The organism is Algoriphagus sp., assembly GCF_029254265.1.
Classification (GTDB): Bacteria; Bacteroidota; Bacteroidia; order Cytophagales; family Cyclobacteriaceae; genus Algoriphagus.
The window spans coordinates 67,261-91,648 of record NZ_JAQWXX010000025.1 but is presented as its reverse complement, the minus strand read 5'-3'; the positions used below and the strand labels follow the sequence as shown (position 1 = coordinate 91,648).

Sequence of the window (24,388 nt, the reverse complement as noted above, 5' to 3'; positions counted from 1 at the left end):
ATTGTTAAAAAACAGCAAATTAAATTTCTCTTAAAGCTGATCTAACCAGGATTTTATTTGATTTTAAATATCTTTAACCTAGAAGATCGATTATGTATTTATGATGAACATGTCCCCTCAGCAATTTCTTTTTGCATTAATTTTAATAATCTGCTCCTGTTCTTCTCCCCCTGAAGTGGTTGAAAGGCCTCCTCTTGAAGTAGATGTTGTTAAATTGAAAACAGAGTCAATCCAATTGGAAAAGGATTTTGTGGCTCAAATCTATGGGAAAGTGGATATTCCCATCCGTGCAAGGGCTGAAGGATATTTAGAGGGAATTCATTTTCAGGAAGGCCGAATGGTCAGAAAAGGAGAACTGCTTTACACGGTAAATTCAGATCCTTTTCAAGAGGGAGTCAACGCTGCTAATAGCGAACTAGCCTCAGCCAAAGTAAAGTTGACACAAGCTGAAAATGACCTTAACAGGTATAGACCTCTTGCAGAAATTAATGCTATTTCAGAAAAAGACTTAGATGCGGCAATCGCAAATCGAGATGCTGCCGAAGCAATGGTCAATGCTGCTGAAGCTAAGGTAAGGTTTCAGGGAATTCAATTGAGCTATACCCAAATCAAATCGCCTATCGATGGATTGATTGGGAAGACAAATGCTAAAATTGGAGAATTTGTTGGGCGTGATCCCAATCCAGTAATTCTCAATGTGGTTTCATTAATCGACTCAATACGAGTTGAATTTTTCCTTTCTGAAAATGATTATTTATCCATTTTCAGAGAATATCAGGAGGAACACCGAAAAATTCAGGATGCTCCAGCCGAGATCAAGTTAATTTTGGCCGATGGAATCATATTTGACCAAGTAGGCAAAATCGATTTTATCAACCGTCAGATTGATGCAAGTTCAGGCACTATTTTAATTCAATCGACATTTCCAAATCCAGATAGACTGATTCGGCCAGGGCAATTTGCTCGGGTGAGAGTCCCCATCCAAAATGTGGAAAATGGAGTTCTTGTTCCGCAAAGGTCAGTAAGTGAGTTTCAGGGAAAATTCTTTGTGTTTAAAGTTGGGGAGGGAAATAAAATCATCCAACAAGGAATAGAAATCGCCGGCAATTACCGCGATTATTTTTTGGTAAAATCCGGTTTGGAATCAAACGATCTGGTGGTCTTGGAGGCGATCCAAAAAGTAGCTGCGGGGCAGGTGATTTCCCCGAAAGAAGTTGTATTCCAATCTCAGTACAAAGATTAAGCAGATGAGCGAACTAGACGATTCAAAGCAGATATTCTTTGTAAAAAGGCCAATTGTAGCCATTGTGATTGCACTTTTCATGGTGATTATTGGTGGAGTTTCTATTCTTGGGCTAGCTATAGAGCAGTATCCTGATATCACGCCTCCTGTAGTGCGCGTGAGTACTGCATTTACTGGGGCAAATGCTATAAGTGTAGAGCAATCCGTGGCGTCACCATTAGAACAAGAAATCAATGGGGTAGAAAACATGCTCTATATGAAATCTACTAATGCTAATGACGGGACTTTAGCGCTTGATGTGACTTTTGATCTGGGTACAGATCCTGATATGAATACGGTCTTTACCCAAACAAGGGCAGCAGCAGCTACTCCAAAACTACCCGAAGAAGTAAAGCGCCTGGGAGTAAAGACCGAAAAGTCGATGCCAAATATTCTGATGCTGGTAGCCCTGACTTCTGATGGAGCTTACGATCAGGAATTTCTGGGGAATTATGGAATTATCAATATTAAAGATCAGCTTGCTCGAACCAAAGGAATAGGGAGAGTTCAGGTTCTGGGGGCAAGTGATTATTCTATGCGAATCTGGGTAAAACCGGATCGACTGGCAAAACTTGGAATCACAATTCCAGAAATAGTTGATGCAATTCGTCAGCAAAATGTTATTGCACCAGGAGGAAAATTCGGATCCGAACCAGCGCCTCCAGGAACTGAGTTTACTTATACAGTTCGACTTCCCGACCGATTGGTTTCAGAAGAGGAGTTTGGAAATGTAGTCATCCGATCAGAAGAGGATGGTAGTCAAATTTTCATTAAGGATGTAGCTAGAGTTGAGTTGGGGGTTGAATCCTACAACGCATTCACAAGACTTAATAAAAACTCCTGTGCTATTATAGCATTGTATCAAGCGCCAGGTTCTAACGCTGTTGAGCTGTCCGAAACTGTTCGTCGGACGATGGATGAACTAGCTGAGGATTTTCCTGAAGGAATCGAATACAAGGTTTCATTGGATTCTACCGCGCCGATTAAAGCTGGTATTTCGGAGATTATCGAAACACTTATTATTGCTCTTTTGCTAGTTGTACTGGTAGTTTTCCTTTTCATTCAAGATTGGAGAGCTACTCTGATTCCAACGCTTGCGATACCGGTTTCTTTAATTGCAGCATTTATGGTTTTCCCGATGCTCGGCTTTTCAATTAATACACTTTCGCTGTTGGGATTGGTTTTGGCTATTGGAATCGTTGTGGATGATGCGATCGTCGTGGTAGAAGCTGTGCAAGTGAATATGCAAAAAGGTATGGATTCAAAAACTGCTACCTCTGAGGCAATGAGAGAAGTAACTGCTCCGGTGATTGCTACTACACTGGTCATGGTTGCGGTATTCGTCCCTGTGGCAGCGATGGCAGGAATCACGGGAAAGCTCTATCAGCAGTTTGCGATTACCATCGCTGTTTCGGTTTTGTTCTCCTCTATCAATGCCTTGACTCTGAGCCCTGCACTTTGTTCACTTTTGTTGAAAAGTTCGTCGGGTCCTAGTAAAGGTCTATTGGGTCGATTCTTCACCAAATTCAATACAGGTTTTGAAAAGAGTACGGAAAGCTACTATGGATTAGCTAAAGTCATGGCTGGGAAGCTCAAGCGTGGCTCGATTTATATTTTGATTACGCTAGTGGCAGCAGGCATATTCGGATCAATGGTTCCCGGAGGGTTTTTGCCCGAAGAAGATCAAGGTTATATCTATGTCAACTTGCAACTGCCAAATGCAGCTTCGATGCAGCGTACGGATGTGGTGATGAAAAAAATTGAGGAGATCGTAATGGCTCAACCTGAAACCGAATATGCCACAGCACTTTCCGGTTTTAGTTTACTCGCGGGATCTTTTATCCCAAATACCGGTTTTATGTTTATCACCTTGAAAGATTGGGATGAGCGAGACGCTACAGCCAAAGAGGTGATGCAGCGATTGAATGTGATTTTTGCTAAAGAGATCCAAGAAGCCCAGGCCTTTAGTTTTGGTCCTCCAGCTATTCCTGGTCTTGGGAATGGGTCTGGATTTAGTATTATGATCCAAGATAAAAAGGGTCAGGATCCAGCTTATTTAGCACAAAATACCTATGCTTTCATCAAAGCTGTCCAAGAAAGACCAGAGATTGCCTCAGCCTTTACGACCTATCAAGCGAGCGTTCCTCAACGTTTTATGGAGATCAATCAGGATAAAATTCTGAAAACTGGAGTTCGTCTGAGCGATGTGTATAACACATTTGCTGCTTATCTAGGGGGTGCATATATTAATGATTTTAACCGCTTTGGTAGACTATATAAAGCCTATGTGCAAGCTGAGCCGGAATATCGGCAGAGTGAAGATGGTCTGGATCTGTTCTATGTCAAAAATAATCTAGGGGAGTCTGTCCCTATTTCAAGCTTTGTAGATGTCAAGCGAATCTCGGGGCCTGATTATACCAATCGATTTAATCTTTTCCGATCTGCTGAGGTGACTGGTTCTCCCGCTCCTGGATACTCCTCTCTACAAGCGCTGGATGCTCTAGAGGAAGTGGCAGCAGAAGTTCTTCCAGATGACATGACCTATAGTTGGAACGCCATGAGTTACCAAGAAAAAGCCTCTTCGGGCCAGATAGGAGTGATTTTTGCTTTTTCTCTATTTTTTGTGTTTTTGATTTTAGCAGCACAATATGAAAGTTGGTCTCTACCATTCGCGATTTTGTTAGGAACTCCATTCGCACTTTTTGGTGCATTCTTATTTCTATATCTGGCAAGGCTGATGGACGAAGCATACTTGAATAATATTTTTGCTCAAATATCTTTGGTCATGCTGATTGCGATGGCAGCTAAGAATGCCATCCTGATTGTGGAGTTTGCCAAGATCAAATTTGATGAAGGACTCAGCCTTTTTGATGCAGCTGTAGAGGCAGCTAAGCTTCGGTTTAGGCCAATTTTGATGACAGTTTTCTCCTTTATACTAGGAGTATTGCCATTAATTCTAGCCTCTGGATCTGGCGCGGAGGCTAGAAAAGTAATGGGAATGGCATTGCTAGGGGGGATTGGAGTTGCCACATTATTGGGCTTGTTTCTTTATCCAATGTTATTTGTCTTGGTAGGTAAGCTTGGCAAATATGAAGAAAAACGAGAGGCACTTTTAAACACCCAAAAATCATGAGAAAATTACTACTCATCAGTTTGGGATTGTTATCCCTTTGGTCCTGTAAATCCGGACAGAATTATCAGGGTGCTGAAGTCACGATTCCCGATCAATACCGGTTTACGGACACGACTTATCAACAGCAATTTGCCTTGGTGAATATTGATTCCTTGAAAGTGGATTCCTTAGTGAATATCAAATGGTTTGATATTTTTAAAGATCCGGTTTTGGATTTGTTAATTCAAAAAGCGCTGGAGAATAATCAGGATTTAGCTATTGCGGCAGAAAATATCCAACAGGCCCAAAGCACTTTGGTAATTCAGCGCTCCCAAATGTTACCAACAATTGGCTATTCAGCTGGAGCTAGCAGAGGAAATTATGCAGGTCTGGTTCTTCCAAATACCCAAAATGTGTTTACTGGATTTGGTACGGTAAATTGGGAAATAGATTTTTGGGGGAAATACAGAAGACTCAATGAAGCTGCAAAAGCCAATATTTTAGCTTCTGAGCAAGGCTATCGGGCAACTCAACTGAGCTTGATGAGTACAGTTGCGGCATCATATTTTCAATTATTGGAATATAAGCTTCGCCTTGAAGTCTCTAATCAAACCTTAACGCTCAGGGATAGTATGGAAAATATTATAGAGGAGCGCTTGGCTAAAGGGATTATTGCAGAAATAGATCTTAATCAGGCACAAATCCAGAGCGCGATCGCTGCGGGAAGTATTCCGATTTGGGAGCGATTGATTGCCCAGACTGAAAATCAAATCAGTGTTTTGGTGGGGGAACTTCCGCAGGAAATTGAAATTGGGACTGCTTTGATAGACCAGTCGCTTGATTTGAAAATTCCTGAAGGTTTACCTAGCCAACTATTGGCTCGAAGACCAGATATTCTTTTTGCCGAGCAAGATCTCATCGCATCAAATGCCCTAATTGGTGCAGCAAAAGCCAATCGACTTCCCAATATTTCTCTGACAGGCTTGCTTGGAGTAGCAGGAAGTGAATTTAAAAGTCTCGGTTCCGGTGGTGCGGCTTGGAATCTGGGAGGCTCACTTTTTGGACCTATTTTTAATTGGGGAGCTTTGCAGCGACAGGTGGACATTGAGGAAAGCAGGACTCGGCAAGCAGTGCTAAATTATGAGCGGACTGTTTTGGAAGCCTTTCGGGAAGTGGAAAATACGCTGGTAAATATTACCTCCCTCAGAAAAGAATTAATAGCTAGAGAAGCGCATGTGAAAGCAGCTGTTCGGGCTATGTTTTTATCCCAGGAGCGATACAATCAGGGCGTAACAAGCTACTTGGAATATCTGGAGTCTCAGCGGCAGGCATTTGATTCTCAGTTGAATTTTGCTGGAACCAAACAGGAACTTCTGAGTAGTTATGCACAATTGTATAAGGCGCTTGGAGGGGGATGGTGATTTGAAATTGTAAGAATGTAGACTTCTAACTTCAGACTTCTAATTTCCCCTACCATTCTCTCCCCACTGGAATCATTTTCCAATTCTGATCAAAGTAAGGAGTCTGCGCATAAAACCACTGGTAAATCGCTCTAGGAGATTTTGCAAAATCAGGCTCAGCTGCCTTTTTTTCCTCAAATCGTTTGTTCAAATCTGGATCTTCTACCAACATTTTTGCGATCAATGGCTCCATAATATAGGTTTCCATATATTCGGTCTGCGTAAAAATCGTATTAAAATATCCCCACTGATAGAAGCTATCTACAGACTCTGGTTCCATTAAAATCACTACCAATTCGCCCAATGGCTGATCGGTTTTGATCCGCACAGAACCCGGACTAAGAGACAGGGTTTTATAGTTACGATTCAGATCGGAGGATTGTACGCGCATCATTCCCTCGTAAGGTTGATTGCCCATTTTATAGTTTTCCACTGTGGAAAACTCCAGTTTCATTTCTTTTGATTCTGTTAAAGATTCCAGTTCGATCCCATGCTGCTTCATTTTTTGAATCAAATTACCCCATTCGGCAGGAATCCAATAAGCTTTCGGAACAGCAACGGAAAGTTCAGGAACATCCATTAGTAGACTAGGTACTACTTGCGTAATCGGTCTACCTTCCCATTTTACATATTCAGCTCCGGTAATTTCAGATTTGACTTTTGAAGATGCAATTCCTAGAAATTGCATGGAATCGGCAAGTGTTTCTCTGAATTTGAATTTGACAGGAATAGATTCTTTTGGTTGGTTGGAATCAGATTTGACGGCAGACTGTAAGGATTCAAAATGATCACCAAGCGAATTTATGGCTTGTTCCAAAAAAACATAAGTGCCCAAAACCCGCTGCTCAAAAGGTTTTAAAGAATGATTTTCGATCAGAATCGAAGCCATATGTCTAATGTCTCCATAGGTATGTGAAAACCGTGGACTGAATGAGAAAGCAATATTTCCTGCAGAAAAGTCATTTCCATTTGCCGCAAAAAGTAGAGGTCCGGGAATGTGTCCCATATCTTTCAATGCTTGGTCTACCTCAGGCTGGAATGCTGTGGATAACCAGGAAGAAATAGCCGGAGAATAACCTCCGGTTGCAACATAGCCATAGGTAATGTCATATTGATAATCAGCGCCATCTGTTACGTGCACATCGATATAAAGATCCGGATCGTATTTGTTGATGATATTAGCAATAGTTTTTATTCCAGCAGTTTCGAGTTTTGTATAATCCCGGTTGAGGTTTAGATTTTGAGCGTTTGTACGCCATCCCATCTCTACTGGTCCCCGCTGATTCACACGTCCAAATTGGCTTCTTCGCTCGTGACCATCTACATTGAGTATAGGTATAAAAAGAATATTCGCTTTGGTCAAAAGTTCTTTTTTGTCACCTAATGCAATATCCCGAAGCAGCATCATCCCAGCGTCCTTTCCATCTATTTCTCCGGCATGAATCCCCGCCTGGATCAAAATGAGTGGCTTTTTCGATGTGGATAACTCCGATGCTGAAAAATCTCTATCCAGGGATGCGATGATCATATGAATAAACCTTCCCTGCTCCGAGATCCCCGCATTGGTCATAGTCAGATAAGAAGATTCGTTTGCCAGCTTTTCCAGCCAGGTAATAGTTTCTGAATAAGTAGGAGATTCAATGCCTCCCGATTTTTCAAAAGGAGTAATCCAAGGATTTGACTTATCCACAATCAATTCCTTACTTTTTCCATCCCAAGGAAGTAATGGCGGCATGATATCTTGAGCCAAAACGTTTAGGCCAAATAGATTGAAAAATAGTACAGGGACAAAAATGAATCGAATTTTCATAAGGTTGATTTTAATAAAACTAAGGTAGTTTAAGAATTTTAAGGGAAGGAAATTATTTCTCTTCTTTTCTAACCGCCTTCATCAAATCTTCTAGGTAATCGGTTTGAATTTCTTGAATTTCTAATAACTTCTTATTTTGATGAACGAGAAGATGATCGATTTTTTCACTGAGAAGTTTGATCTCCAATTCGGCCTTTAAATTGATTTTGTAATCGTGTTCGCTCCGTTGACGATCTTTTGATTCTTGTCGATTTTGGCTCATCATGATGATAGGAGCTTGGATCGCAGCCAAGCAGGAAAGAATCAAATTCAGTAAGATAAAGGGATAAGGGTCAAAGGACTTGGTGACCAAAATAAAAATATTGGTACCAATCCAGATCAAAATGAAGCTGAAAAAAACTATAATAAAGGTCCAGCTACCGCCAAAAGTGGCAATTTGATCAGCTAATCGATCTCCAAAATTGGGCGTCTCTTCCAGTTCATCCTTGATATTTTCCGAAAGAATGGAATTATTTTGGATCGCCTCCATCACATCTTGGTCGATTTTGGCAAGCTCCCCTTTTTCCTGAATAATCAAAAAAGTAAGGTATTTCCTTCGATACTGGTTGAGTTCTGTCAAGGTAATGTAGCCTTCCGAAGGAAAATCAGGATATTCCTTCAGGATCATGGACCGAATCCCCTCTCGGATATCTTTTAAACTCACTTCTTCTCCGGAGGCAATTTTTTGATTAGAAATAGCAGATGAAAGCATAGCTGGAAATTAATAAGTCAATCTACAAAAAAGCCCAAGCTTGTTAATCAAGCTTGGGCCTTCATTTACTCATAAATGCAGGAAAATTAATCCTTGTACATGATCTCATAATATTCTCGAGCCATCCGATTACTTTCAAAAAACTCCACCACTTCTTTCATTCCCCGATGAACTATACCTCTCCAACTGTCTTTGTTTCCATAATAGGTTGGAAGGATTTCCTTTTCTAAAACATCATAAAGATTGTTCAAATCAAATTCATCCTGATCGGGAACACTCATAGTCTTGTAATCTGCTGCGGGTACGATAAAGCTATTTTTACCATGATCAGCAAACTCACAGATCCATCCATCGAATGTGGAGAAATTCACAGACCCATTCATTGAAGCAGTCATTCCTGAAGTTCCGGAGGCTTCGCGAGGAACGCGTGGGTTATTTAACCAAATATCTGAAGCCTGCTTGAGTCGCTTGCTTAGGGTCAACTCGTAGCCTACACAAACAGCAATATTTGGATAGTTTTTGCTTAAGTGAACGAGTTGATTGAAGACTGAAATAGCTCCATAATCCATCGGATAAGGTTTTCCCGCCCAAATGATTTGGACTGGGCGATCAGTATCTCGCATTAATTTTTCGAATCGCTCAAAATCACGAGTTAACAAATCAGGACGTTTATAGTTCGCAAATCTTCTTGCCCATACGATAGTCAACACGTCTGGGTCTAGAAGTTTGCCCGTTTGATCAGCGACGATTTCAAAAGCTCTTTTTTTCAAATACCGTTTTCGGTCTTCAAATTTTTCCACATCTCCGGCCTCCATGTAGCGATAAAGTTGCTTATCTGCCCAATAGTTGAAGTTTTGAGAATTTGTCACATGGGTGATTTCAGGGATGTTTTCATAGTCTTTCCACATTTCCCGACTCACTTCGCCATGCAGTTTACTTACTCCATTTGCTTTTCTGGCAAATCGCAATGCTGCTAAGCTATGGTTGAATAATTCGCCTCGCATTCCTGTTAGTTTTTTGACATCTGGAATCGAATAGCCATTAAAATAGCCCATGCGCTCACAGAGATAGATGTCGTGCTTTTCGTTTCCGGCTTCTTCCGGTGTATGAGTAGTGAATACTACTCGTTTGGTCACTTCTTCTTTGCTGCCAAATTTTTTCATCAAGTGAAAAACCGCACTGACTCCATGTGCTTCATTCAAATGATATACTTCAGGGTTGAAGTTCAATTCGTCGATCAGTTTTGCTCCTCCAAGTCCCAGTAGCATAAACTGGGCAACTTTGGCTGCTGTATCCGAGTCGTAAAGTCTATGTGTAATAGTTTGGCTGAGGTAATCATTTTCCGGAAGATCTGTGCTCAACAAGAAAAGCGGAGCAGAGTTGAACGTTTCCGGAGCCAGATACCAAGCTTTTACCCAAACCGGAGCGCCGTGGACTTTGATCTGAAACTTGATTCCTGTGTCTTGTAGGAATGAGTAAGTCTTTTCGTACCATTCTGGCTTAAGCGTTTGATCTTGGTTTCGACTCTGGTCATAATAGCCATACTTCCAAAGAATTCCGATTCCGATAAGATTTTGCTTCAATTCAAAAGCACTTCGGAGATGCGAGCCGGAAAGAAAGCCTAAGCCTCCTGAGTAAATTTTTAAGGGTTGGTGCACGGCAAATTCCATGGAGAAGTAAGCCACACGCTTGGAATATGAATCAGCAGTCTGATAAGGAACGCTGTAATTTTTGAAATCAGTCATAAAGTTCGTTTTGAAAGGGCCTAATTTATAGGAATTGATTGGGCAATCGGAATTCTCATTCCAAAAATCAAGCGTAATTTTTTGGAAATCGGTTGAAATCAGGCATAAATACTAAGGGAAGTTCAATTTGTGAAGTACCGTTTTGCAAAGTCAATGAAATATCCCCAGTTGGGACCTTCCGTATGCCCACCATCGTGCTGTCGAAAAACTAAATCCCCTTCCAAAAGTCCGATATTGGTTTCGGGATAGGTGTCCGTTTGAAGACCTTTTTTTCCCAATAATTCATAAACTGGACTTGCTGCCAAAGTAGTCTTGAACATCCCGACGGCATCGATCCAATGACCTTCCACCTCAGGGTCCCCGCTTGAAATAAATACAGGTCGAGGTGCACAAAGCGCCAACATTTCGTGCGCATCCACAGGAAGATCCATTGGAGTCAACTTACCAGCGTATTTAATGAAATTTGGAGTAAACCAATGATATTCTCCCGATGAAGCGAGGTTTTCTACTTGCTCACCATAGATTCTGCGGAAGATTTTTGTGCCTCCTGCTCCAGATGAAGCGATCATGGCAATTGCAAACCTAGGCTCGTCCACCATGGCTACCAATGCAGCTTTTCCGTATCTAGATAAACCTTCAATGCCAACTCTTTTGGCGTCCACCAAAGGATCGGTTTCTAAATAATCTAATGCTCGACTTGCTCCCCAACCCCAAGCGCGGAGCGTTCCCCAATCATCCAGTTTTCTAGGCTCACCTTTGTTGACTAGCCCGATAATTCCCGATCGCAACCCTGCGCCATTATCTGCCTGAAAACTGGTAGGAATTAACATCGCAAAACCCCAGCCTTCCTTCAAGATTTGTTCTTGCCAAGTTGGACCTTCGGGCTTTGGACGATTCATCCCTACTGGCCAAACCCAACTGAATTGCATGATTAAGGGAGCGGCAGTTTTTGTTTCCAAGGGAGTGGCCATCATCATTTCTAAGTTTACTTCGAGATCAGGATAGGAAGAGTTATCCACATGCCCGATCAATTTCTTAAACCGTGCTTTTACGTCTCCAAATAGGCTGTCTTTTTCTTCAATGATTTCCCAGGATACGTTTGGAATGTTTTCGGGCATCCGACCATAGATCTCTTTGTCAAAATGCTCTTTAAGCTCCATCCTTCTTTTTTCCCAATCTTTTTTATTCTTTACAAGATTTCCATTGTCGAAAATCAGTGGGTCAGGTAAGGTACTGAAAGGAGTGGCTTTGGATTCATCAGCGTTTGCTGCATTTGGAGCGGCTGGATTACCGGAAGGACCTGGTCTTAGGGATTCCAAACCAAGTTTCTCCATCATCAATAGATGGTCTGCCTGACTGAGCTTTGAAATGGAATCACGGCTTTGTTGAGACTGCTGGGCAAATGTGGATAAGTATAAAAAGAGAAAGAATCCGAGCGATAATAAAAAGGGTTTTCTCATTTTGGGTTAATTAAAAGATAAGAGTTATAGAAATAGTACCTCGATTTTCTCAATAAACAAATTTTAAAACAAACAATTGATTAATTGTGACTTATGGTAAAATGAGACGTTAAATCAAAAAACAATCAGTGCTAAATTGATCTGAGATTATCCAAGTTATCCACATGGGTTTCAATGAAAGAAATTATTGAATTTCATGCTAAAATGAGATCTGCAGCCTTCTCACCAATCATGATACAGGCCGCATTCGTATTACCAGAAACAATCGTCGGCATGATAGAGGCGTCTGCTATTCGTAGATTTCGAATTCCGTGAACTTGGAGTTTTTCATTTACAACTGCCATTTCATCATTCCCCATTTTGCAAGTACCTACCGGATGATAAATGGTCTCCACAGACTTCTTGATATGGGCGATGATTCCTTCATCTGATTGATCGGGAGGGGTGATGACTGATTTACGATAAGGTGCAAAAGCATCCGAATTCAGTACTTCTAATGCTTTTCTGGTGCCGCGAATCAAGGTCTCCCAATCAGCTTTTTCTGTAAGAAAATTAGGTTGAATTAAAGGTGCAGCTTTTGGGTCAGCAGATCTTAGCGCAACAAAGCCTTTACTTTTCGGCTTGATTAGGCTAGGTAAAATGGTAAATCCATCTACTGTTGGAAATGTGGTAATGTCGTGAAAGTCTGTTTTGTAGTCAGCACCAATTTGAATAGGAGCAAAATGAAATTGAAAATCTACTCCAGATTCTTCTTTTGTATTAAAAAAGGCTACCGCTTCCAATGGACTGCAAGTCAAAGCCCCTTTTTTGCTTAGAAAAAGTTGGACAAGACCTTTAAACTGATTCCAAGGGGTAGTGTGATGATTGAATCCTTCCTGTTTTTTACTCAAAGCTGAGCAATTAAAGAACAAATGATCCTGAAGGTTTTTACCTACGCCTGAGAGGTTCACTTTGGACTCGATTCCAAAAGGTTTTAATTCGTCAGGATCCCCAATCTCTGAAAGCATCAGAATCTGTGGAGATTGGAATGCACCGGCAGAAAGGATTACTTCTTTGTTTGCGAAAATCTGCTCCATTCCACCTTTTCGATTGATCACTTCTACACCGATCGCCTGATCATTTTCGAGCAATATGCGGCTTACCAGCGTCTGAGTTTTGATGGTAAGATTACGTCTCGATAAAATTGGCTTGAGAAAGGCATCAGCTGTACTATGCCGCTTCCCATTTTTGATGGTAAACTGCATCAGACTTGCACCAGCTTGCTTAGCCCCGTTGTAATCTGGGTTTTTCGGAATGTCATTTTCTGCGCAAGCTTCTACAAATGCATCCGCAAATGGGGTTTTGAAAGATTTTGCGAAAGTCACATTTAGAGGACCCGATGTCCCGTGAAAATCATTGTGTATATCTTCGTTCTGTTCGGATTTTTTGAAGAATGGTAAAACTGATTCGTAGTCCCAACCTTTATTTCCCAAAGCGGCCCACTCATCGTAGTCTGCTCTATTGCCCCGCACATAGGCCATTGCATTGGTGGAGGAACTCCCACCGAGTGTCTTTCCTCTTGGGAGAAAGAGTTTTCTGCCGTCCAATTGCTCTTGAGGCTCTGACCAAAATCCCCAATCCACTTCCGAGCGATGTAGCTTGGTGTAAGCGCCAGGGATTTTGATTTCCATTTTTTTGTCGGGAGCGCCTGCTTCTAAAAGTAAGACTTGATTGGAGGGATTCTCAGAAAGTCTGTTTACCAAAACGCATCCAGCAGAACCTGCGCCGACGATAATGTAATCAAATTCAGCCATGGAATGATTGGGGTGAAATCATACACAAAATATAAAAAAGCAGTAGGTTTTCTTAGGTGCAGGAATATAAAGTAATCTTGAATTTACCATCTCCCAAGTCATGCAATTGCAAGGATTGGATCGCATCAATATCTGAAAAATTCCAAACATTCCCTTCACGAGAGATGATTGCGGGAATTTCGGTTTGGTTATTGTATTTTCTGGAGTGCAGGTTGATTAATTGATGATAAGCTTCTGAGAGGGTAAAGCCTTCTAGTAGGTATTCCCAATCGTGGCAGTCGTCGAATAATGTTTCATTGATTAAAGCAAATTCATAAGCAGTAACTATCTTTTCCATGGGATAAGATTTACCTTCAATAATTGTCTGCTCGGTATATTCTTTTTTCTCAAGTTCTTTTCCAAACATGTTTAACTCCTCAAAACTTGCAGGATTGGAATCTCTATCAATCGTTTTTGCTGAAAAATCACCGCTAAAAACATAACCGACATTCGAATCTAAAATGATTTGAAACCAATTTCCTTCTAACTCCAACTCCGGAGAAATTCGCTTTTTGACTTTTTTGTCAAGAGTTTTATCCACATAAATTTTATTGCCTACTTCAACTAGTCCAACGATCTGTGAATCAAAATTTGGTTCTGAGTAGATTGATGCCCCTAGGAAGTTTACCGCATGTAGGATTTCTTTGCTTTGAGCAAAAAGGGAAATGGTAATAAATGAAAATAGGAGGGTCAGGTAAATTTTCATTCTTTGATTTTGGTAATCGGGGTTTTATCATCTCCCGCATAAAACACTACAATCTCTGCCGTCTCTGTTCCTTCATTGATCCCATAATGAAAAGTATTCACCAGTTCGATGATAGTATCTCCCGCTTTTAATTCCAACCGGTTTCCAAATTCATCGATTACTGTTAATTCCCCTTTTAGCAAAAGTCCAGCATTGATCACGAGGTGTTCGTGCATTTCCAGTTTTGCTTTCGGAGGAATACTAGCCTTGAGGATGGTGACTTTGGGCTGGCCTTCGGGATAGCTGGGAAGAGTATCCCCATTCCAGCTTTGGGTGGATTCGGCTAATTTTTCAAAAGTTATTTCCTGAGAAATCTCTGACGAATTACAGGAAAAATTACCTGCTAGTAAAATAATTAGGAGGAGATGAAATGCTTTCATAGCTGTTAAACTAAGCCTTTCCTTTTAAAAATAAAAGGGGACTCATTTGAGCCCCCTTTTAGTAATTAGGCCGGCAAGCTCGCCAAGCCTTTTCCGTCAGGTTTATTCTTGACCAGACTTTGATCATTCAAAATCATGGTTTCTCCATTTTCTGCAGAATACTTAGGCCAAGATGGAAGTTTGCTGCCATTGGGATCCCCAGTTTTCATAAATGAAATTAATGCTGTCGACATTTCTTTTGAAAGCGATCTAGGCCGACTTCCTCCGCCGGTATGCGTGTACATCCGGTCGGTATTGGCATACCAGAAGCAAATATCGATGCAATGGAAAGCCTTCATTCTACCAGAGTACAGATTGGGCTCCCAACCAAACCAAGCTAAATAGACCGGAGCAGATTGGGATGATTTCGCATTTGCTGCCTTGATTGCATTTTGACGATTGGACATAATCATAGCCCATATATCTGCAGGAGATGCTTCTGGAAAATCTTCCCGATAGGCTGCAATGATGGCCTCAGATTGATCTCCAAATCGTTCTTTGATTTTCTCAGCTACTCCGGGAAAATCGATTTTTTCTAATTCAGGTGACGTTCGGGTAGGATTCCACTCGTGAAAAGTAGTACAAATCATCAAAGGCATTTCTGCGGCATGCGCTGCAGTCTCCGTGAAAAACTCTCCTTTTGGAATATGAACCCCATCTGCCACTGGCCCGAAACCACCTCGGAAACCTGGTGTTGGGTTTTCCTTTCGCATTCGAGCCAAGGCGGCATTCGCTACATCAATATAGGCTCGCCAACTTAAGTCCTGAAGCTGATCCAAGGTCGCTGGAGTCAAGCCTGCTTCTTCCATCACAAATTGCCCTAATTTCTGACTGTAGCTTTGTTCATTTGCGACTAGCATAGACCCGCTCAATGCCACGCCTTTATTTACTAAACCCTTAGAAGCAGGCATAGCCATGGTGCAAGTAACTTTCGCACCACCACCGGATTGTCCCATAATGGTGACATTGCCTGGGTCGCCGCCAAAATTGGAGATGTTATCTCTTACCCATTCCAAAGCAGCGATTATATCCAATTGGCTGACGTTGCCGGAAGAGGCATACTTTTCTCCGCCTACTCCCGATAAGTCAGTGAATCCCAAAGGACCTAAACGATGATTGATTGACACAAAAACAACATCTCCTTTTTTGGAGAAATTTTCCCCGTGGTAGCCATCTTGCTCAAATGCGTTTCCATTGGTGAATCCACCTCCATGAAGCCAAAACATCACAGGACGTTTTTTGCCATCCGAAATTTCTGGAGTCCAAACATTTAAGCGAAGACAATCCTCGCTGAGATCATCGTAATTCCAATGGTCAGCAAATGAGTAATCCACATTTGCATAACGATTATCCATGATCTGAGGAGCGGTATTTCCCCACCAAAGAGTAGGCTTCACATCTGACCAAGGGGCTGGCTTCTGTGGGGGCATAAATCGGTTTTTCCCAGAAGTGTCAGCACCATAAGGAATGCCCAAATAGGTGTAAACACCATTTAAAATGTAGCCTCTTACTTTTCCAGAGTTTGTATTTGCAATAGCGATATCGTCGCCGATCTGAAGAAACTGTTCATCGGTGTTTGTTTCTTCCGGAGAGGCACTAGCACAGGAGGTAAAAGGAATGGAAGATGCCAGGCCGATTCCCGCAGTACCGACTCCTATCTTTTTGAAAAAGTCTCTTCTGTTGTTTTTCATGGTTTTGGGTTTTTGATAAAGGATTGATTGCTAAGAAAATATAATGAATCTCCTTTAGCCAAAATGATTTTGAACCCATTTTTCACCAAAACATTATTTGAATGGAGAATTATTGTTTCGAAATGACAAAATAGGCCTGAGTGATCCGGAATTTCGAGTTGGCTTTCTTATAGTCACAAAAAAACCGGCTACTTTTCAGCAGCCGGTAAATCATACATCATATATCTAAAATCTTATATCCTTTTATTGTCCTACCATAAAGATGGCGTTGCTCAAAATCAATTTGCCAGACTCCCAGAATCCACGGAAGATTGGGTTATCCACAAAGTAAACTATCTCGCCACGACCGAGATTCTCAGCTCCTATTGCCAAAGAAGCTCCCATGGTAGATTTGATTTTGTAGCCGATATAGCCAGTTCGATAGGAATCATTTGAAATGATTTTTCCTGCATTCACGCCATCCGTCAGGTAAGCATATTTGCTGGAATTGTTTTTTAGCGTGTAGAATTTTCCACCAGTACCGTAGCCAAGTGGATGCGTTTGATCCATATCCACTTTGTAGATCGCACCTGCTGCTCCACCTGAAATCGCTAATCGCTCACCTTCAATATATGGGGCCAAACGTTCTTCTTTGGCAATTGACTTTTCAACTTTTTCAGCTTCCTTTTTCTCTTCGTCGGTATCAAAAGTCTTCAGCGCGAAGCCTTCTTTATTTGCAAAAAGATTCAAGGCATTGTCAATAGCGATCATTTTTCCACCTGCACGTACCCAATCCACTATCTTATCCTGAGCAGCTTTGCTCAATCCACCCCCGCGTGTGGATGGCATGATGATCACATCGTATTTGCTAAGGTCATAGCGGCCCATGTTTTCTAGTTCCAAAGTGCTTAGTGGATAATTAAGGTCTTTTTCAAAAAAGTGCCAAACTTCGCCAAATCCAAGTGAATTAGTTCCTTGACCGCCAACTAGAGCAACTTTTGGAGCTTGGATCACACGGATATTCGGAGAGCCGAAATCCTTGCCTTCTTCCATGTAGCCAGTCATGGTTGTGGCTAAAGTGATTCCAAATTTATTAGCTGTCTCGGTTACTTTCTTGTCAAAATCAGCCACATATTCATTTCCACCTTTAGTGATTAGCAGGGTTCCTGCCGGAAAGCTTTTGCCTTCAGTCTTGAATGCATACTCCGGATATTTCACTCGAATTCCTTGATTCAAAAGTGCAGCTAAGAATGCTGCATCCCGAGTGCCATGCCATCCTGCGATGTAAGCCACTGGAGTTTTGCCAGCCACATTTGTAGTGAAAGCTGGCTTTTCATATGCTCCAGCTGGATCCATTCGAGTTTCCAAAGCAAAGGCTTCGACATTATAGGCGTAAGGCATGGACCAACTCGTGATATCATAAGTGATGCTATCATTGAGTTGAGGATTAGGTTCGAAGAAAACCTGAGCCAAAACAGACTTCGGCTGATAGGCCGAGATCACGATGTCTTGATCCGAAGTAGAAAATGAATTTGATTTTCCGCTTTGGTACTCATAACCCTTCAAGCCTGACTTTGTTCCTGCTTTGCCATAACGAATACCATTTTTATCGAGTAATTCGAGCAATTTGGCTACCTGAGCTGGATTGCTTTCTCCTTTGATGACAAAGCTTTTGTATTTGCCTTTTGGGCTGCTGGAGTTGTCTTTATAAAACTTGGTAAATTCCGAAAGTAGCTTCTCCGCATTTTGGCTAGTAACTTCAGCTGCAGAAAGTGCGGCAGTGTAATGACCTTCGATTCTATAGCTCAAAGTCACCGTATCACCTACAGAATTAAAGCCGCCACGGCCGGCTTGGCCTCCGCCACCTTGCTCGATGGTCATCCCAATCGCGCCATTAAACATCGGATAGGAATCCCCATAGGAAGGATAAAGCAAATCAAATCGCTCTTTGGTAAAATAAAATCTACCCATGTCGTCGAAATACTTGGCAGTATTCTTTCCGAAAATATCCTGAAACTCATGTTGAAATGGACTCAACTGCTCATGCAAGGGCTCAGCTGCTGGCGCCATATAAAAAGGATTATTGATTCCCTGCTCATGAAAGTCGAGATGAAGCTGCGGCATCCATTGCTGGTACATTTTTAATCTAGCCTGAGATTCCACTTGCACTTGCCAAGCCCAATCTCTGTTCAAATCGAATAAATAATGGTTGGCACGACCACCTGGCCAAGGCTCGCTATGCTCCATGGACTGAAGATCCGGTTGAAGCGTAGTATTCATTTTCTGATTGTACCAGTTTGAATAACGATCTCTTCCGTCAGGATTGATGGCAGGATCCATGATGATGACCTGGTTTTTGAGCCATTCCTGAGATTTGGCATTGGCTGGATTTGCTAGCGTATAGAAGGCAGAAATCGCCGCTTCCATTCCTACAGACTCATTTCCATGAACATTAAATGACATCCAATTGACCGGAATCGAATGAACAGGGCTGCCATCCATCAATCCTGCCCGTTTAAGGTTATCAGTACGGATCTCTTCCAGACGCGCCATGTTTTCTGAGCTAGAGAATATGGCTATGATCAGTGGACGCTTCTCGTTAGTCTCACCGTATTGAATCAGTTTGACGTTAGGATTATTTGCAGCGACATGCTCAAAGTAATCCACCATGCGGTGATGTGGAGTAAATCGATCGCCGGGCTTGTAACCCAGGAATTGCTCTGGAGTTTGGATTTGTGCCCAGCTGCAAATTGTTGTCGTAAAAAGGATTAAAGTCAGTAGTAATTGTTTTTTCATAGGAGGTGGTAAAGATTGACGACTTGAATTTAAAAGGATTTGGCTTTAGCATTCACACCGATTAAAAAAAAGCTTTTGATTTCCGTTACCTTGTATGTTTATAAAACGGAGTCACTTTTTCCAAATGTGACAAAAGTTCCTGAGTAGGAATAAACTTATCCTGAAATTTGTAGCCTAATTTAAAACAAAAGATAGAAATGTATTTTCAACATGTATACGACAAAAGTCTTGCACAAGCAAGTTATTTTATTGGTTGTCAAGCCAAAGGTGAAGCAATTGTAATTGACGCTCAACGCGATATAGATGTTTATTTGGATATCGCCAAGCGGGACAATATGAAAATCACACATATTGCAGAAACGCATATTCATGCAGACTTTCTGTGTGGTTCTAGAGAATTGGCTGCCGTGACAGGTGCCAAAATGTATCTATCCAATGAAGGTCCTGCAGAATGGCAATATGAGTTTGATCATGAAGGATTACTACATGGGGATAAAATCACCGTAGGAAACTTGACACTTGAAGTATTGCATACCCCTGGACATACTCCAGAGAGTATTAGTTTCTTGTTGACAGATCATCCTGCTACTTCTCAACCAGTGATGGTATTTACAGGAGACTTTGTTTTCGTAGGAGATGTAGGCAGACCCGATTTGTTGGAAAAAGCAGCGGGGATTGTAGGAACACAGGAAAAAGGAGCCAAGCAAATGTATGAATCTGTTCAGCGTTTCTCTGAGCTTTCTGACTACATACAAGTTTGGCCAGGTCATGGTGCAGGTTCTGCCTGCGGCAAAGCTTTGGGATCGGTTCCAAGTTCTACAGTCGGCTATGAAAAAATCAGAAACTGGGCATTTCAGTTTGCAACTGATGAAAAGGGATTTGTAGATTATCTTTTGGATGGCCAGCCAGAACCACCAAAATACTTTGCCATGATGAAGCACTTAAATAAGGTGGAAAGACCGCTTCTCGTTGAGGTGCCAAAGCATGCAAAATTGAGCAAAGAGCAATTTCTGAAGGCGCATAAGGACGGGTTGAAGGTTATCGATACCAGAAACAAGGTGGATTTTGCCGAAGGCTTCCTACCTGGAAGTATCAATATCCAAGGAAATAACAGCTTCTCGACTTGGGCAGGCTGGATTTTAAATTACCAGGAACAATTTATCCTAGTAGCTGAGGAAAGCGAGATGGAAGACCTCACGAGAAAGTTGATGCGGATTGGCTTAGACAATATCTACGGTTTTATCTCGGATGTCAACGAGCCAGGCTTGGAATTACAAAAAGCAGATGTAATTGATCTTGAAGAGTTCAAGGCTTTGTCAGAAAAAGAAGAGGTACAGGTGGTTGACGTAAGAAACACTACGGAATTTAATGCTGGCCATGTGAAAGGCGCAGATCATGTTTTCGTAGGTACGATTGAAGACAATTTGAATAAGATAAAGAAAGACAAGCAGGTAGTGATCCACTGCCAAAGTGGGGATCGGGCAGCTGTCGCCTATTCTTTACTCCGAAGAAATGGTTTTGACCAGGTGAAAAACTATTCCGCAGGTATGAAGGAATGGAAAGAAAAAGGCAACCAAGTAGTAACGAACTAAACGACTAAAAACATGGGATTCTTCTCAGGATTATTTGGAGCAAAAGACAATTCCAATCTGGAAAAGGCAATTGAAGAAGGAGCATTTTTGGTAGATGTAAGATCTGCTGGTGAATTTGCTTCTGGTTCTGTCAAAGGAGCAGTGAATATTCCTTTAGACAAAGTCGGAAATCAATTGGCGAAATTCAAAGGCAAGAAAAACATTGTTGTTTTTTGCAGAAGTGGCAATCGAAGTGGACAGGCGAAAAGCATTTTAGAACAGAATGGTTTTCAAAATGTCATCAATGGCGGCACGGTGACCAATGTTAGTCAATGTGTTAAATAAACTTGTAAGTAATGGAGAGTCAAAAGACTCTCCATTTTCATTTTATAGAATTTTGATATGAATTTTTGGGATCAGCGATACAGTCAACCAGACTTTGCTTATGGCAAAGAGCCTAATGAGTATTTAAAATCTAAGCTTTTGGATCTGCCTCCTGGAAGGATTTTATTTCCTGCGGAAGGAGAAGGAAGAAATGCTGTTTTTGCTGCTAAGTTAGGTTGGGATGTTTTTGCTTTTGATATCAGTGTAGAAGGTAAAAAGAAAGCAGAAAAGCTTGCTTTGATAAATGGAGTTGTGATTGACTATCGGGTTGAAGACTTGGAAGAAGCAGATTATCCAGCCGATTATTTTGACGCGATCGCATTTTCCTTTACTCATTTCCCTGAAGTTAAAAGAAGGATTTTTCATCAAAAATTAAGTGCCTATCTAAAAAAGGGAGGTATTCTTATTTTGGAGTGCTTTAGTAAAAAACACCTTAATTATCAAAAAGATAATCCGAATGTTGGGGGCCCAAAAGAGGAGTCAATGCTTTTTGATTTGGAAGAGCTAAAGGAGGATTTTAAAGGCTTTGATTTTTTGGAAGCTTATGAAACAGAAACAGAATTAACCGAAGGACTTTATCATGTAGGGAAGGCTTCCGTAATTCGTCTTTTCGGGGTCAAGAAGGCTTAGAGACTTAGCAATAGATCTTGTTTCTTCCTTTGTTTCTACTCTCAGGACCTAAAACAATTGGCCAACAAGAGGTTATTTATTCGATAAACCCTTACTAATAGAGTCTAGTTGAGGGATAACTTTTGAAACATAATTCTGGTAAGATGCTAAATCTTTCTCTTTAGGAATTAACCTTTTTCCAGAATTAACCTTAAACTGAACGCTAAGTGGAATTTTTGACCCTAAATATTTCTTTATCTTATTATATAAATCAGGATCTAACAAAGTATTGGAACTCCAATATTCTTGGTCGTAAGGGACCATGCTTTCAAAGCCTATGTATTCCATCCCCCGTTCAAGCGATTCTAAATCTTCTTGGGACTTGACAAACTGGAAATGCTCAAAATTGACTTTTTCAATTATTGTAACCTCGCTTCCTTTCCGATATGGCCTGGGGTTTCCAATATTAACTGGCCCGAAGAGTTTCGACTCAAATTGAACCTCACGAACAAAAATTTTGTCATTAGATTTTTCAAAAATGGCTGAAAGACTCCCACCCATTTGTCGCTCGCGGCCCCTTCGATCTTTAGGGAAAGCGATATAGTTGTACTTTGAGAAGTTGATAGAAATGCTTTCTAGACCCTCACCTGTTTCATCCAAGACGATTCTTCCTTCTCCTATTAAAAACAAGTTCGAATTCGGGTTAGTCCGCTCTCCGTCTTTTGTAGAAAATACAATAATTTCTTTTCCATTTTCTAAGCTATATCGAAAGTCATAATACTTGAGATTAGAAGTCGATAAGGGCCAGGAATACTCAAAAGCTTGAAGTAATTCTCTTGAATAAAAAGGTTTTATAAGGTACTGATCAGACCGATCCATAGCTTGTGAAGTCTGACCTGATGCGATAGTATCACCTATGGACCAATCCCAGTGATGACTTCTTCTTAGCTCTAAAGGGACTAAAAATTGATAGGAATCACCACCAGCCCACCCTGCTTGAACAAAATCATAAGGCTTCCATTTTTGACTTTTAGATGTTAAGGAAAGACCCGTAGCTTGAATAAAATCGATGTATTTTTCGCGCTGTTTGACTGCGAAATATCCACTGAAATTTGAAAGATATGCCTCTTTTTCCAGGGCAGGAGTTATGTTTTTATTCAGATGCTTGAGGTGATCTTCTGGATTACGAAATGACTTTATTTCAATTTCCTCCAAAGCGATTTCCTCGCGTTCCAGATAAATAGTTGATTTGGATTTGGAATTAAGGACGAATGAACTGTCTTTAAAAAAGTAGCTTTTTATAAAATAACTGGTCTCTTCTTCAAGAGAAATGTGGCCTAAGCTATCTGTGATTCCGTAAACAGTCCCATTTTCTGAGAAAATTGGAAGAAATGAGATGGAACTGGACTTTCCCTTTTTGTTACTTTCTTTAAAAGAAAACTCACGCTTCGTCTCACTGACCTCCTGACTAAACGTACGGAATGAATTAAAAAATGCTACTGTGAAAATTGCAGCAACTTGTATGACCAATTTAAGCTTATTCATTCGGGTAGTTTAATTCGATAAATAACTATTTTCTCCTCTTTTTCAAATTGTTTGTTATAGGATCCGTACAGATATTGCTCTTTGTATCCGAAGTATTCAAACCCTTTGGGAACAGCTTGATCCATTATTAAGGTGTCATTTCTATATAGTTGAATTCCGTCTGAAGTTTGACTGTTTTGCGTGTAGCCCCGAACCAATAAATCTCGCTCTTCAATAAAGTCTAATGTGGTATAATGGTTGACTTTTGGTCTGATCTCTTCTCGGCCCAAATCATATTCGGTCACATCAATAGCCTTAAGCGAAGGATAATCAGTAATCATATTTTGGCCAGCTTGACCAAATGCATATTGGATCATTCCTTCGGCTGAAAACCTGTAAAGGAGACTGTCCGCTTCAAAGCTTTGAATGAAAGAATTATCCTGAAAGGTTTCTATAGCAGTTCCCATTAAATAGGGGATAAAATCACTCCCAGAATAAATGGGAGGATAGCTACCTGTGATTTGCACCTTACCGGTATTTAGATCCAGCGTCCCTAAGTTTCTTGCTTCTTTAAAATAATCCTGATTCAAAATATAGTTATACTCTGGATGAGTAGAAGATATCTGAAGAATAACATTTCCATCCTGATGCCACTTAGGCTCCTGATACTCATAATGAAGTTCATAAATGCCGCCATATTCTGGCTTTGGGTTCTTCAACAATTCATCGTAAGAGGTCTCTTCATGGTAAAAATCCAATGTGCCTCTCTTGGAAATAGTCCAATCCTTATCCATCAAGTAGTAATCATAACTTCCACCTAAAAGAAATAGCCCATCATTTCCAGAAGCCATGGCAATAATCCCTCCGTTTATTTGATTTGGGCCATCACCAATTCCTACACGGGTATCCATCAAACTTAAATCGTCTGAAAAAACATGAATAACACCGGTACGCTTATCCGCTAGGATGATTTGATCATTGAAAATCTTCCAAATCCCACTCCCGGAAAAAATTACATCCCTATTCTCCAAGGAATCAATTTCTAAGGACAAGTCGCTTGTACCAGAAATCCTATAATAAGGGATTTCTTCTCCTCCAAACTCCACCTTTTCGGGAGAAAGACATGAAAGCAAAAAAATGGGAAAAAAAGCCCCGATCAGGAACTGCTTCACAATCTTTAAATTGAATATGGAACGATAGTCGGGGCTCATGATTTTA

Annotated in this window: 17 protein-coding genes; 6 read left to right on the top strand and 11 right to left on the bottom strand. The window is 41.0% G+C overall.

Annotated elements, in window-relative coordinates:
- Positions 1-100: 100 nt before the first annotated feature.
- From P8O16_RS02925 to P8O16_RS02915, 3 genes are read left to right on the top strand one after another with little or no spacing between them, the layout of a single operon-like run.
- Positions 101-1,243 (top strand): efflux RND transporter periplasmic adaptor subunit, encoded by a 1,143-nt coding sequence (locus P8O16_RS02925; protein ID WP_300310688.1) that lies wholly within the window; start codon positions 101-103, stop codon positions 1,241-1,243.
- 4 nt (positions 1,244-1,247) lie between these two features.
- Positions 1,248-4,415, top strand: coding sequence for an efflux RND transporter permease subunit (locus P8O16_RS02920; protein WP_300310687.1), 3,168 nt, complete (start codon positions 1,248-1,250; stop codon positions 4,413-4,415).
- On the top strand, positions 4,412-5,815 hold the full coding sequence (locus tag P8O16_RS02915; protein ID WP_300310685.1) for an efflux transporter outer membrane subunit: 1,404 nt from the start codon (positions 4,412-4,414) through the stop codon (positions 5,813-5,815). Before P8O16_RS02920 ends, P8O16_RS02915 begins: the two co-directional genes overlap by 4 nt.
- Before the next feature lie 49 nt (positions 5,816-5,864).
- Here P8O16_RS02915 and P8O16_RS02910 read toward each other — a convergent pair whose 3' ends face one another.
- From P8O16_RS02910 to P8O16_RS02870, 9 genes are all read right to left on the bottom strand, one after another.
- Positions 5,865-7,664: a M14 family metallopeptidase gene (locus P8O16_RS02910; RefSeq protein ID WP_300310683.1), complete on the bottom strand. Its 1,800-nt coding sequence runs from the start codon at positions 7,662-7,664 to the stop codon at positions 5,865-5,867.
- A gap of 52 nt (positions 7,665-7,716) precedes the next feature.
- Positions 7,717-8,415 (bottom strand): DUF1003 domain-containing protein, encoded by a 699-nt coding sequence (locus P8O16_RS02905; protein WP_300310681.1) that lies wholly within the window; start codon positions 8,413-8,415, stop codon positions 7,717-7,719.
- Positions 8,416-8,501: 86 nt separating this feature from the next.
- On the bottom strand, positions 8,502-10,160 hold the full coding sequence (gene glgP, locus P8O16_RS02900; RefSeq protein ID WP_300310679.1) for an alpha-glucan family phosphorylase: 1,659 nt from the start codon (positions 10,158-10,160) through the stop codon (positions 8,502-8,504).
- Between the two features lie 122 nt (positions 10,161-10,282).
- Positions 10,283-11,620: an acetylxylan esterase gene (locus P8O16_RS02895; RefSeq protein ID WP_300310677.1), complete on the bottom strand. Its 1,338-nt coding sequence runs from the start codon at positions 11,618-11,620 to the stop codon at positions 10,283-10,285.
- Between the two features lie 194 nt (positions 11,621-11,814).
- Positions 11,815-13,413 carry a GMC family oxidoreductase gene (locus P8O16_RS02890; protein WP_300310675.1) on the bottom strand — a complete coding sequence of 533 codons (1,599 nt, stop codon included), beginning with the start codon at positions 13,411-13,413 and terminating at the stop codon, positions 11,815-11,817.
- Between the two features lie 52 nt (positions 13,414-13,465).
- Positions 13,466-14,158, bottom strand: a complete 693-nt coding sequence (locus tag P8O16_RS02885; protein ID WP_300310673.1) for a hypothetical protein — start codon at positions 14,156-14,158, stop codon at positions 13,466-13,468.
- On the bottom strand, positions 14,155-14,577 hold the full coding sequence (locus tag P8O16_RS02880) for a cupin domain-containing protein (protein ID WP_300310671.1): 423 nt from the start codon (positions 14,575-14,577) through the stop codon (positions 14,155-14,157). Before P8O16_RS02880 ends, P8O16_RS02885 begins: the two co-directional genes overlap by 4 nt.
- Positions 14,578-14,642: 65 nt before the next feature.
- Positions 14,643-16,307 (bottom strand): carboxylesterase family protein, encoded by a 1,665-nt coding sequence (locus P8O16_RS02875; protein ID WP_300310669.1) that lies wholly within the window; start codon positions 16,305-16,307, stop codon positions 14,643-14,645.
- A gap of 243 nt (positions 16,308-16,550) precedes the next feature.
- Positions 16,551-19,082 carry a M14 family metallopeptidase gene (locus tag P8O16_RS02870; RefSeq protein WP_300310667.1) on the bottom strand — a complete coding sequence of 844 codons (2,532 nt, stop codon included), beginning with the start codon at positions 19,080-19,082 and terminating at the stop codon, positions 16,551-16,553.
- A gap of 197 nt (positions 19,083-19,279) precedes the next feature.
- Between P8O16_RS02870 and P8O16_RS02865 the strand changes: the two genes are divergently transcribed.
- Genes P8O16_RS02865 through P8O16_RS02855 form a run of 3 tightly spaced genes read left to right on the top strand, consistent with a single transcriptional unit; the run spans position 19,280 to position 21,667 of the window.
- Positions 19,280-20,674: an MBL fold metallo-hydrolase gene (locus tag P8O16_RS02865; RefSeq protein ID WP_300310665.1), complete on the top strand. Its 1,395-nt coding sequence runs from the start codon at positions 19,280-19,282 to the stop codon at positions 20,672-20,674.
- A gap of 12 nt (positions 20,675-20,686) precedes the next feature.
- On the top strand, positions 20,687-20,998 hold the full coding sequence (locus P8O16_RS02860; protein WP_300310663.1) for a rhodanese-like domain-containing protein: 312 nt from the start codon (positions 20,687-20,689) through the stop codon (positions 20,996-20,998).
- Positions 20,999-21,055: 57 nt separating this feature from the next.
- Entirely contained in the window at positions 21,056-21,667 is a 612-nt protein-coding gene (locus P8O16_RS02855) for a bifunctional 2-polyprenyl-6-hydroxyphenol methylase/3-demethylubiquinol 3-O-methyltransferase UbiG (RefSeq protein ID WP_300310661.1), read from the top strand.
- Positions 21,668-21,739: 72 nt separating this feature from the next.
- On the opposite strand, the gene P8O16_RS02850 is transcribed toward P8O16_RS02855, so the two are convergent.
- Together P8O16_RS02850 and P8O16_RS02845 are read right to left on the bottom strand one after the other, a co-directional pair.
- Positions 21,740-23,191: a hypothetical protein gene (locus tag P8O16_RS02850; protein ID WP_300310658.1), complete on the bottom strand. Its 1,452-nt coding sequence runs from the start codon at positions 23,189-23,191 to the stop codon at positions 21,740-21,742.
- Entirely contained in the window at positions 23,188-24,381 is a 1,194-nt protein-coding gene (locus P8O16_RS02845; protein ID WP_300310656.1) for a hypothetical protein, read from the bottom strand. Before P8O16_RS02845 ends, P8O16_RS02850 begins: the two co-directional genes overlap by 4 nt.
- Positions 24,382-24,388 lie beyond the last annotated feature (7 nt).